Source organism: Desulfocastanea catecholica (assembly GCF_054657295.1).
This window is the reverse complement of sequence record NZ_BAAHYZ010000050.1, coordinates 1-11,871: the sequence shown is the minus strand read 5'-3', so window position 1 is coordinate 11,871 and position 11,871 is coordinate 1. Positions and strand designations below refer to the sequence as shown.

The 11,871-nt window shown below is 52.9% G+C and carries 10 protein-coding genes; 4 read left to right on the top strand and 6 right to left on the bottom strand.

Annotated elements, in window-relative coordinates; all coding sequences use genetic code 11:
• The coding region (locus ACYQ8U_RS21860; protein WP_459947692.1) for an IS1634 family transposase at window positions 1-1,201 on the top strand (1,201 nt) is incomplete at its 5' end.
• A gap of 105 nt (window positions 1,202-1,306) precedes the next feature.
• Here the strand turns inward: ACYQ8U_RS21860 and ACYQ8U_RS21855 are convergent.
• A complete protein-coding gene (locus tag ACYQ8U_RS21855) occupies window positions 1,307-2,602 on the bottom strand; it encodes a S8 family serine peptidase (RefSeq protein ID WP_459947691.1) in 1,296 nt (431 codons plus the stop codon).
• Window positions 2,603-3,083: 481 nt separating this feature from the next.
• Between ACYQ8U_RS21855 and ACYQ8U_RS21850 the strand changes: the two genes are divergently transcribed.
• Window positions 3,084-4,193, top strand: coding sequence for an IS110 family RNA-guided transposase (locus ACYQ8U_RS21850; RefSeq protein WP_459947690.1), 1,110 nt, complete (start codon window positions 3,084-3,086; stop codon window positions 4,191-4,193).
• A gap of 459 nt (window positions 4,194-4,652) precedes the next feature.
• Here ACYQ8U_RS21850 and ACYQ8U_RS21845 read toward each other — a convergent pair whose 3' ends face one another.
• The 5 genes from ACYQ8U_RS21845 to ACYQ8U_RS21825 all read right to left on the bottom strand — a co-directional run bounded on the left by ACYQ8U_RS21845 (window position 4,653) and on the right by ACYQ8U_RS21825 (window position 9,517).
• Window positions 4,653-5,036, bottom strand: coding sequence for a hypothetical protein (locus ACYQ8U_RS21845; RefSeq protein ID WP_459947689.1), 384 nt, complete (start codon window positions 5,034-5,036; stop codon window positions 4,653-4,655).
• Between the two features lie 15 nt (window positions 5,037-5,051).
• Window positions 5,052-6,791: an NAD(P)-binding protein gene (locus ACYQ8U_RS21840; RefSeq protein ID WP_459947688.1), complete on the bottom strand. Its 1,740-nt coding sequence runs from the start codon at window positions 6,789-6,791 to the stop codon at window positions 5,052-5,054.
• A gap of 25 nt (window positions 6,792-6,816) precedes the next feature.
• The gene (gene dsrB / locus ACYQ8U_RS21835) at window positions 6,817-7,893 is read right to left on the bottom strand and encodes a dissimilatory-type sulfite reductase subunit beta (RefSeq protein ID WP_459947687.1); all 1,077 of its coding nucleotides are present in this window, start codon (window positions 7,891-7,893) and stop codon (window positions 6,817-6,819) included.
• Window positions 7,894-7,923: 30 nt separating this feature from the next.
• A complete protein-coding gene (gene dsrA, locus ACYQ8U_RS21830; RefSeq protein WP_459947686.1) occupies window positions 7,924-9,162 on the bottom strand; it encodes a dissimilatory-type sulfite reductase subunit alpha in 1,239 nt (412 codons plus the stop codon).
• Window positions 9,163-9,229: 67 nt separating this feature from the next.
• On the bottom strand, window positions 9,230-9,517 hold the full coding sequence (locus ACYQ8U_RS21825; RefSeq protein WP_459947685.1) for a hypothetical protein: 288 nt from the start codon (window positions 9,515-9,517) through the stop codon (window positions 9,230-9,232).
• A gap of 3 nt (window positions 9,518-9,520) precedes the next feature.
• Here ACYQ8U_RS21825 and ACYQ8U_RS21820 point away from each other — a divergent pair, with 3 nt between their 5' ends.
• Window positions 9,521-11,068, top strand: coding sequence for a protein kinase domain-containing protein (locus ACYQ8U_RS21820; RefSeq protein ID WP_459947684.1), 1,548 nt, complete (start codon window positions 9,521-9,523; stop codon window positions 11,066-11,068).
• A 43-nt stretch (window positions 11,069-11,111) separates the two neighbouring features.
• On the top strand, window positions 11,112-11,871 hold a 760-nt coding region (locus ACYQ8U_RS21815; protein WP_459947683.1), incomplete at its 3' end, for a PP2C family protein-serine/threonine phosphatase.

Here is an 11,871-nt window from a genome sequence, read left to right as displayed (position 1 = left end):
TTTCGACACCACTAATTATTACACCTACATGGCCAGTCAAACCGAATCGGAGCTTGCTCAGCGAGGCAAGAACAAGGCGGGCAAACATCATCTGCGTCAAGTCGGCCTGGGACTGATGGTTGCCCGGGATTCACGGTTGCCGTTATATTACAGCGTCTATCCCGGCAATCTCCATGACAGCAAGCATTTCGCAACGGTGATGGATGAAATGTTCGGCATGGTATGCGGCCTGAACAAAACGAAAGAGCGGCTCACCGTGGTCATTGACAAGGGCATGAACGCCGATGACAATTATGCATGGATTGACGACCACTCCCGGATTCATTTTATCACCACCTATTCAACATATTTTGCCCAGGACCTGGCCGCAACATCGTTGGAGCGCTTTGAACCTGCCGATACAGCTGAGAATCGCCGGCATATCGAGGAAGGCCACGAGGATGAGTGCCTGCTCGCCTACCGGACCAAAGGTGAGTACTGGGGCAAAGAGCGAACCGTCATTGTTACCCATACCCCGGCGTCTGCCCGCAAGCAGGCCTACATCTTTGCCGAAAAACTTGCGGCCATACGCCAGGAGTTGCTGGTCATGCGGGCCAAGGTGAAAGATAAGGCGCCGCACTGGCGGAATGAGGAAGCCGTTCGCGAGCGGTATATTCGATTTTGTGAACAACTCCATATGGCGTCGCAACTGTACGAGCTGGAATTCGAGCAATCCCCTGACGGCCTGGCGCTGACCTTTCGCAAAAATGTCTCTCTGGTCAGCCGGAAAAAGGCGATGTTTGGGAAAAACATCATTATTACCGACAATACGGACTGGATGACCGGCGACATCATCGAAGCGAGCCTTGCCCGCTGGCAGGTTGAAGACCGGTTCCGTTGCAGCAAGGACGACGATCTGGTCGGCACGAGCCCGCTCCGGCACCGGACGGACAGCAAGATCAGGTGTCATCTTTTCACCTGTGTGGTGGCTATGACCTATTTGCGCCGAATCGAGTTGAAGATGGCTGCTGCCGGACGAAAAGGTTCGATCGACGAGGTCATGGACGACATGCGGCACCTGCATTGTGTCCTGAGGGTAAAAAAAGGGAGCCGGACACCTGAGCGTCGCATGGAGCCACCCAGTAAGACCCAGAGCGAAGCCCTATCGGCCTTTGGCTACCACGTTGACGAGAGTGGGGTCTTACAGGGTTCCGCCAGCTAATCCCTTATGCTGCGCGGGATTGCGGCCCACCGCACCGATTATCCCCGAAACTCCTGTTTAGCAATTAAAGATAGATACGACAGAACGTACAACACCAAGCCATCCCTATTCTGACGCTCCCTGCGCAGCCTTGAAAGCGGCGTAGGGGCTGGCGATAGAGGTGCCTGCATAGGATAGATCGTTAAAGTTGGCCAAGGCCGGTTCGTAGTGCTCAACAAAATCCCCATAGTTTGAATCTTTCCACCTGCTTCCATCGGGATTCAATCCCCCCACTGCAATGACCGAATTATATCCAGCCGGATAAACAGGCGTACCGGTTGGTTCGTTCCCGGCGGCCGCATAGAGCGTCATACCGTTTTGGGTGGCAAAATTCATGGCGGCTTCCAAAAAATGACTGTTAACCTCCGATCCCCAGCTCATACTGATAATTTTCACGCCCGAGTTGGCGGCATACTCGAGGGCTCGCATAATAGTGTCGGAGCTGGTCATGCCGTTTTTGTCTAGGGTGCGAATGGAAAGTACAGGAACTCCGCTCTCGGCAGCTTTCGCGCCAAGGGGCGTAATGGCACCGGCCGCAATAAGGGTGGTCAAGGTGCCGTGGCCAGTGGGGTCGCTGATTTCCGCGGTGGGATCAAGCGCATCGTAGGTGCCTCGAATGAATGGATAGTTTGCGTAGGCTGGAGCGAGGCCTGAATCAAACACAGCAATAGCGGTCTCACCGGGAAGCAGGTGGAGGTTGATCTTCTCACCGATTCTAGTCAATGGAAGAATATTGCTTATAATCGTTGGAAACGCCAAGTTTGGTTCGGTGGCCGTAACGCCGCCGTGTGCCTGTGCAATGCGTATGGCTTCTTCAACCGACATACCATCATTGAGTTTAATGCGATATAAACCGGGCGGGTCGATCACTTCGATCACGGTTCCATCGAGCCTGCCAAGCAGTGCCTTCAAGTCTTCGAGGGAGGATTCTTGGCTAAACCCAACCATTATTTCTCCACGGCTGTATTTTACTCCATTCTCACCTTCGACCACATCAAGCACTGTTCCCTGCGAGGACAAGCGACGGGCGATAGACTGCTTACCGTCAGAAAAAATTTGTATGGAAGAGATTTGGAAAAGGTCACCGAGAGGGCTTTTTTCTAATTTCCATTCAAGCATATAGCTGTGCGGGCTCGCCAGCTGGGCGATGAGCCGGCCGACCTTAGCATTTTTCCAGTTACCGGAAATACGGTGTAGCGTAAGCGATGGGTCAATCAACACTTCCACCCCACGCTGCTCGAAGAGCTGCAGAACCTTTGAAAGTGGCACGTCGTCAGCCTTGAGCCAGGCGCGTTCGCCCTCGATCCGCAGCGATGCCGCCGAAAGTATCAGAGGCAAAAGCAGAATTCCAATGATTACCACTGCACTTCGTCTAACCATTATTGCTATGCACCATCTTCGTTTCGATAGGCTTGTGCGAGAAAATTTCATAGGTTTAAGATAAGTTACACCTTCAGAAAAACAATGTTTGCTTTCCAGACTATGACTCTCCCCCACACTGCCATCATATTGAGGGAGAGTCTATGTCGGAGAAAACAGCCCTTCTCCAAGAAAATCTGGAATCAGTTCTAGCTTGATCATGATCAAATATCACGATCGAAATCGAGCATTCCGGCACTTCTGAAAAATCAAAAATATTTCCAGAAAAATGGTCTCAAATGGAGCGGTTTCAATTATTGATTTTTCCAGAGAATCAACCAAGACGACTGCTTCACTTCTGACCATCGTCGGCGTTGATAGATATGATGGTTGACACATAGGCAAAATAGACCTGCCTACCTTGCAAACGTGGGTTAAGTTGAAAACCAAAAACAACTCAGAGCCAAAATCAAGGAGGCAGGTCATGAAGAAAACAATAAAGAATATCGGTTTAGATGTCCACAAAAACTCAATTTCAATTGGAATTGCCGATGACGGTCGTGATGGTGAAGTGAGATTTTACGGTAAAATTGACAACGATATGAATCAACTCGACAAAGTTATCCGTAAACTTATATCCAAAGGAGCAGTGCTCCGATTTGCATATGAAGCGGGTCCTTGTGGATATAGCATCTATCGCTATTTGACCTATAATGATATGGATTGCATTGTTGTTGCTCCATCAAAAATTCCACAACAAAGTGGAAACCGGTTGAAAAATGATAAGCGAGATTGTCTTTCTTTGGCAAAACTGCATCGGGCTTGTGAGCTTACAGCTGTATATGTACCAACTGAAGAAGATGAGGCCTTACGGGATTTAGTGCGGGCCCGGGAAGACGGGACCCGTGCACTTCGGACAGCTAAACAACGACTTGGTGCATTCCTGCTTCGGCACGACACAGTTTACTCAGGAAAAACAAAATGGACGAAGGCTCATTTCAATTGGTTGGCGACTATCACTATGCCACATCCCGCACAGCAGATCGTGCTTCAAGAATATATTGATACTGTAACAGATTGCAGCAATCGGGTTCAGCGCTTAACTGAGCAGGTCCGACAACAATCCCAGCAAAGTCGTCTTCATGGGTTGATTAAAGCCCTTCAATCCATGCGGGGAATATCTCTTATTGTTGCAGCTACAATAGCAGCTGAACTTGGCGATCTCACTCGTTTTGAAAACCCTGGAAAGCTCATGGCTTTTATTGGTCTCATCCCCTCTGAGCATTCAAGTGGCGAGCGAGTGAAAAAAGGTGCAATTACTAAAACAGGGAATAGTTATGTACGCAAAGCTTTAGTGGAAGCAGCTCATGCCTACAGATTTCCCGCAAGAAAAAGCATAGCGATTCGTAAACGACAAGAAGAATTACCAAAAGTAGTACTTGATATCTCGTGGAAAGCTCAGTGCCGACTTTGCACACGTTATCAGTATTTAACGGCTAAAGGGAAAAAAACAAATGTTGCAAAAACAGCTATTGCCAGAGAGATTGCAGGTTTTTCTTGGGCAATTGCTCAGGCTCTCCCCAAGGCTGCCTGAAATTTGACCACCGGTAGCAGTGAGTGGTTGGGGGTATCAAGGTCAAGCCTTGGGTGCTCGTGCCTCACAACCTTGACACCCCAACCACCCACTGCTCAACCTGAAGGTGGCGATGCGGAAGAGCGCCGCTGGCAGGGCTCAAAAAAAGAGCAAGCTCAGCTATATTATGGAAATCCAACTAATAACTTCAATCTCCAGGAGTATTTGATAACAAGGACACAGTCCTTCCAGTTCATTGTCAGAGGCGCGGTCACGGTCAGGAGAACCCTCGAAAGTACTATGGGAAAAAGCATAACAGCTGAAACTCCCGTCTATAGATAGAGGCAGCTCCACGACGAAGCCAATTCATACGGTACCCAACCCGCGCATATCAGACTGATCAACCGTCGTTAAACGATGACCCCGTCTCTGACCATGAACTGGAAGATGTTAAGCAAGATGGAGGAAAAAATCCAGGACTCATTCGTCCAGGGCTGCCGGAAAATCCAATGTACGTTGCAATAGAGAGGAAATCGGCTGCCAGGTCGCAGTATTGCGGACCAGAGGCCGTTCCAGATAACAGGCATAATATACCGCCGCCTCTGCCGACCGCAGGTCATTGTCGGCCAGGTGGTGCAGGGCCTTTTCGCCCCATGCTGCCGCTTCGTGTCCGATCTGGTGGACATTCTGCCAGTAACTGAGAGCAACCATTCGGCATACCGCACTCACGGGAAGGTTCTGCGCCTCGGATAAAGAGGAAACGACTACTCCCCTGTCACCAAAGGTAACCGGCCAGCCATCGCTTGCCCAGCTCCTGGATCGGTCTATGGCCTGCCGGAGTTGTAGCGAAAGTTCTTCATTCATGCCTTTTCCCCCGGATCAGAGTTCATCCGACATGCCCATCCGTATATAGCCGCACGGACAGGCCAGGGAGCAGATATGACAGCCGACGCAGCGAGTGTAATCGGTATACATCACCTCCCCTGTCGGGTTGTCGGGAAATTCCTCGATAGCCCGCTGGGGGCAGAAGATCAGGCACTGGCGGCACTCAAAGCAGAGCCCGCAGCTCATGCAGCGCTGCGCTTCGGCAATGAACTGCTCTTCCGTGATCCCCAGGTCCGCCTCGAGGTCGAGGCCATTGGTACAGCGGTCCGCGATTGGTACCGAACTGTTTTCGTTGCGCTGCAGATCCGGATAATATTCGAGCCGCAGCGCCTCGTGGCTCACGACTTCCCTGGTGCCGGAGTTGCGGAAACGACGGTTACAGAAATCGGAGTCGATCTGTTCTGCGGCCATTCGTCCATGACCAATGGCAGTGGTCACCAAGGCCAGGCCAAGTACGTCTCCACCGGTATACAGTCCCTCCTCGAGCGACCAGTTGGCTTTCGGCCGCAACCAGCCATGCGGATTGGTGGCGATGCCCAATCCTGCTGTTTCCGGTTGCTGACCAAAGGCCGTAATCAAAGCGGTGCAGGGCAGCTCGAAATCAGAACCGGGTACTGGAGCGACCGATCTGCGTCCGCGTTCGTCGTCTTTGCCAGGTTCCATTTTCACACATTGGACAGCTGCGGCCCTGCCGTTTTCAATCCGAATTCCAAGCGGTGCGACCAGATAGCGAATGGTGATGTCTTCGAGAAGAGAGTGTTCGATTTCCCGGTCTAGGGTCGGCATTTCCGCCCGGGTCCTGCGATAGATGATCGTCACTGCAGCGCCTAGGCGTCTGGCGGCGCGAGCGGCGGTAATCGCAGTATTGCCCCCGCCAGCGACAATGACCCTGTCACCGATGTCGGGAATCTCCCCGGTATTGACCCGGCGCAGAAAGGAGACACCGCTGAAAACATTGGCGGCGTTTTGTCCCTGCAGGTCCAGCTCGATACCCTGGTGCGCCCCGACGCCGACAAAGACCGCGTCGAAGCGCTTCCTGATGTCCTGAAGACCGCTGCTGTCGACAGCGTGACTGCACACTATCTCCACGCCCATCCTGGCGATGGCACTGATCTCCGCATCGAGCACCGCCCGAGGGAGACGAAAGGCCGGAATGCCATAGCGCAGCATGCCTCCGGGCTTGGTCAGGGCCTCAAAGACAGTGACCGGATAGCCGCGTCGCGCCAGCTGGAAGGCGCAACTGAGTCCCGCGGGTCCCGCGCCGACCACGGCTACCCTTTCGGCCATGGGCTCGGTGCGCAACTTTTTATGCGCGAGGCCTTGGGCTATGCCGTAATCGCCGATCCATCGTTCGAAGGCTGCTATATTGACACCCTGGCCCTCTTTTTTGTTACGATTACAGGCGGTTTCGCAGGGGAAGGGACAGATCCGACCGCAGCTCGCCGGGAAAGGGGTGGTTTTGCTGGCCTCGTGCCAGGCCAGTTCGTAGGATTCCTGCCGGCTGCGCTTCTTCAGTTCGGTCTGCTGGACCGTGGTCAACCAGGCGCGGATGTCGTTGCCGGCGGGACAGGCACCGGTGCAGGGAGGAGTCTGCCTGAGATAAACGGGGCATTTGTGGCTATGATCGCCAAAAGCGACGACGCGAGCCAGTCCCGTTTCTTCGCTGAACGGCGGATACTGCCAGTTTCGGCTGGTATCAAGGATTTTCTGCGACTTATCAATAGCATTTTGCATCCGGAGCCACCTCGCGGGTTAGGCTTTAGAAGCGGATATGCGCCGACTGGTTAAAGGTGGTCCGGGCATGGCGATAGGTATCGATCATATCCTTCTCGAATTCCAGGCCGGTTGCGGCAAAGAAATGTTTCCAGCCCACCCGGTCAATCCATTCACCCAGACGCTCCCATGGCCTTCCTTGTTCAGCGTAGACGGCGAGAATTCTGCCGACCACATCGTTTACTTCCGGCCAGCGCGGCGGATTGTTGGGCAGATTCTGCGCCACCAGACAGCCCATGGCCGGTTTCGAGCGGGCATTGGAATTTTTGCCCCCCACCCAGATCCCGATTTTCGAATGCTCCGGATGACTGATTTCCATGGCCGGGCAGGCACCGAAACAGGCGCCGCAATACATGCACTTGGCAGGGTCCACCAGCAGCGACGGCCGGCCATTGACCACCGTCGGCCGGATAGCAGCCACCGGGCAGCGAGCGACGACTTTCGGCAGCTCGCAGGTGTTGGCGAGGATCTCGTGGTTGACGCGCGGCGGGCGGGTATGCTTGACGATTATGGCGATATCGGTCTGGCCGCCGCAGTTGATGGCGCAGCAGGAGGTCGACAGCCGTACCTTGGCCGGCAGACGCCAGTTGATAAAATAATCGTAGAGGTTGTCCATCACCGATTTCACTACCCCGGAGGCATCGGTGGCCGGGATGTCGCAATGCAGCCAGCCCTGGGTGTGGGTCATGTTGGTAATGCACGGGCCGATGCCGCCGACAGGAAGACCGATGGCCTCCAGAGCTTTGATAATCGGTTCGAGATTGTTCTCGTCGGCAGTCATCAGCTCGACATTGTTGCGCATCGTGAACCTCAGATAACCATCCGCATACTTATCGGCTATATCGCAGATCTTTCGAATCAGGTCGACGGAATCCTGCCTGGGAGTCCCAGCCCTTACCGTAAAGAGGACATCTCCGTTGAAAGCCGTATGTTTCAGCACACCTGGTTTCGGTATCACATGAGATTTCCAGGTCCCGTAATTCTTTTGCACCACGGGATGCAGCGCTTCCCGATAATCACGCGGACCCGATTCGACGGTCTTCCAGGGGATTTGATCACTCATCTGTTGCTCCAACATAGCGTTTTGCCAATTTCAGTATTCCGATTTGTAATATGGATTGCTGCGCGGTCGTGTCACCATGTCGACCGAGACCGGCAGGCCGACCCCGTCGAGGAAGTGCTTGAGGCCGACCCGCTCGATGGTTTCACCGACCCTCTCGTGCTCAAAACCATTATCGGTCCACCAGTCGATGATGCTCTGGCTGAGGTCAATGAAGGCGGCGATATCCTCATCCGTCTCCATCTTCATGAACGGCACGATCACCGTGCCGCCCATCGCCCCCACCTTCAAGGTGTTTTTGCCGCCGAGCAGAAGGGCCACGCCCCTCTCCCTACCAGGCGACAGGGCCTCGGTCATGACATTGATGCAGTGCATGCAATGGACACAGTTGCCGTAGTCGATTACCGGCAGCGAATCTTTGAGCGAGATGGCCCGGGTGGGGCAGAGATTGACAACATTATTGACCAGATACTCCATGCCGTGGCGGGCGATCCAGGCCGACAGGGCCAGGGAATCCACCTGGATGGCATCCCGCCAGATGCCGATGACCGCCATGTCCGAGCGGAAGATGGAATTGGTGCAGTCGTTTGGGCAGCCGGAAAACTTGAACTTGAATTTATAGTTGTAGGACGGGCGGTGGATATCCCCGGTGAAATGCCTCAAGACATCGTAATGCACCCGCAAGGTGTCATAGCAGGCGTGCTCACAGCGGGCGGGCCCGACGCAGGAAGTGCCGGTTCGCATGGCCGGACCGGCACCCCCAAGATCCCAGCCTGCCTGATTGATTTCATCAAAGCATTCCTGGACTCTCGCTTCCTCGATGCCCTGCAGCATGATATCACCGGTCTGCCCGTGCAGAGCGATGATGCCCGAGCCATGTTTCTCCCAGGTGTCGCAAAGATCGCGCAACATCCTGGTATTGTAATGAAGTCCCGGTGCCGGTTGGACTCGGAGGGTGTGAAATTCATGGGCTTCCGGAAAGCGGTCCTGAATTTTCGAGCGGCGGGTGACAACGCCGCTGCCGTAACCGCGCACGGTGACCAGACCGCCTTCCCAATAGCCGGTCTTCGTTTGATACGAGTATTCAAGCTGGTCGAGAACGCCACGGAGCATCGGTTTGCGGGTTCGTTCCGCCATTTCCTTGATGCCACCGACGAAACTGGGCCAAGGTCCCTTTTCCAGTTCGGCAAGTAGAGGAGTGGGATTGAGGAACTTCTTCTTTTCCGCTGCAACTTCTCTTTCCGGCTTATTGCCGGTATCAGAAATAGCCATAGAGATACTCCACAATATGAAACGTGGATGGTTGGGCTGAAATAGTTGTTCTATCGGACGACGGAATCTATTTTTTGCCTCCATGGTTGGCGAACTCTCTATTTCCCTGTAAGTAATAAAGAGTAACATATTTAAACCAAAATAGAAGTGATTTGGTTTGACTTTGGTCAATTATTAAACAAATTATCTGCAGTAGAATAAAAAAAATCTGATGCCAGGAACCTGCTGCTTTTAACTTGGCAACACCTGTTGTTGCCTCTCCTTCACCTGCCACTACATCGGAATGCGCGAACAGAAACTCAATTGCTGGGAATTCAAGAAGTGCGGAAGAGAGCAGAACGGCAGGAACGTCCAAGAGATGGGAGTGTGTCCTGCCGCCCTTGACGGATCTTTCGATGAAATAAACTGCGGCACAAACGGCGGGAGAATATGCTGGGCGGTGGCAGGAACTTTCTGCGAGGGTGAAAAACAAGGGGCCTTTCACACCAAACGACAGTCATGCGTCAAATGCGATTTTTTTTCCCTGGTGAGCCATGAGGAAGGCGCAAGCGACACTCCGGCTAAGCTGCTGAAGTTTCTCACCGATACCAGTGATGCCTCTTTTCTCGGTGAGTTGACGTACCGATGGGTGAAGGCCGGCGAACGTTTCCTGGTGCAGGGGGTCGTAGAAGACACCGCCTATATTATTGAGCAGGGAACCTGCCTTACGGTTGTTGAAAAGAACGATTGCCTGTACCCGGCCGGCCATTGGAGCCGCGGCGATATTGTCGGCATCCGTGGACTGTTTACCGGTGAACCACGCGAGTCGCATGTCGAGGCGGAAACCGACATGCAGCTGTGGGTACTCCATAAACACCAGATTGACAATATCTCCCAGAACAATCCGGAACTGCTCTCTTTAGTGACAGAAGTCGTCGCCAGCCAGTTCGACTCGAAGCGTCCGGTGGCCGACCGGCAGATCGGTAAATATATCGCCACCGATATTATCGGCCGTGGCGCCTACTCAATTGTTTACAAAGCGATTCATAAGGACCTGCAAATGGCCGTGGCCATCAAGATGATGCGCCACAACATGGTCATCGATTCCGGTTTTCTGCAGAGTTTTCGCAAAGAAGCGCAGATAATTGCTTCCCTCAATCATGAAAATATTCTCAGGGTCTATGATTTTGAAGAACGGTATAGAACCGTGTTCATTGTTACCGAATACCTACAAGGCGAGTCCCTGCGTTGCCTATTTGGCCGACTTGGCAAGATTCCCCAGTTGCTGGCGATAAACTACCTGCAACAAATCTGCAATGGCCTGGCCTATGCCCATTCCAAAGACATTGTGCACCGAGATATCAATGCTGATAATATTATGGTGTTGCCGAACGATCGTATCAAGATCCTCGATTTTGGCCTGGCCTGCCCGGTCGGCACGGAAGATGAACAGATCGGCGGGACACTTGCCTATCAGGCACCTGAACTGCTCGAAGGAGGTCAGGCCGATCCCTGCAGTGACGTCTACGCCCTGGGAATTACTGCTTTTGAGATTATCACCGGACAGCTGCCGTTTACCACCGATGAAATAATGACGATCTTCCAGGAGGATGGTCAAAGAGTGCTGCCCGACCCGGCAAATTTTGTACCGGACATCCTGCCGGAATTACGAAGAATTATCGGCATTGCCTGTCAACATGACAGGAAGAAGCGCTATCAGGACGTTACCGAGGTAATCGGCGATTTGGTACCTTTACTCAATCAACATGTAGCAGCTCTTCCGTCTTTAAAGGAACAGCAGGAGAGCGCGATAATAACCTTCAGTTATTCCGGGAAGCAGCGGGAAGATCTGGATCGTTTGCTGCTGGAGTTCAGCCGTCGGTCGAGGGAACTGGACATCGAAATCCAGATTTTCAAAAACGGCTAGCAGGCTGGATCTAAATAAAAATCAAGACATCGATCGAACAGCAATGGCAAAACCCAAAATGAACTGCTGGCAGTACAAGAAATGCGGACGCGAACCGGGCGGTTCCATGGCCGACAAGGAAGGCATTTGCCCGGCTGCAGCGGGAACCACCTTCAACACCTTCAACCATGGGGTAAATGCCGGCAGATCCTGCTGGCTCGTTGCCGGCACCTTTTGCGATCAGCAAATAATGGGTACTTTCGCGGAAAAAATAGGTACATGCAAGAATTGCAGCTTTTACCAAAAAGTGCAGGAGGAGGAACACTCCTTCGATACGGCGCAAGGGAATATCTCTTTACATGCGGCAACGCATATCGGCCACGTAAAAAAGGCCAATGAAGATCGTTATTATTTTAAAAGATTCGGCGACAACACCCTGTTGTTTGCGGTGGCCGACGGATTGGGGGGGCAGGCGGCTGGGGATTATGCCGCGGAAATACTTCGAGGCAAACTGGCCAATATGCCACTTATTCCAAGCGGGAGAGAAGAAGAAGTTCTCTCAGCGCTTGCGGTGGAAACAGACAGATTCATTCTTGCCGCTGCCGAGAAAGATATGACCCTGGAGGGAATGGGAACGACTCTTCTCTGTGTCTTTATCCGAGAAGGTCGTGCAAGCTGGGTGCATGTCGGTGACAGCCGCTTGTCCGTCTATAGACGGGGAGGACTCAGGCAGTTGACCGAAGACCAGAACCTGGCACGTTATTTGGTTGAAGAGGGCGAAATAACGCCTGAGGAAGTGGCCGATCATTACTCACGAAACATCC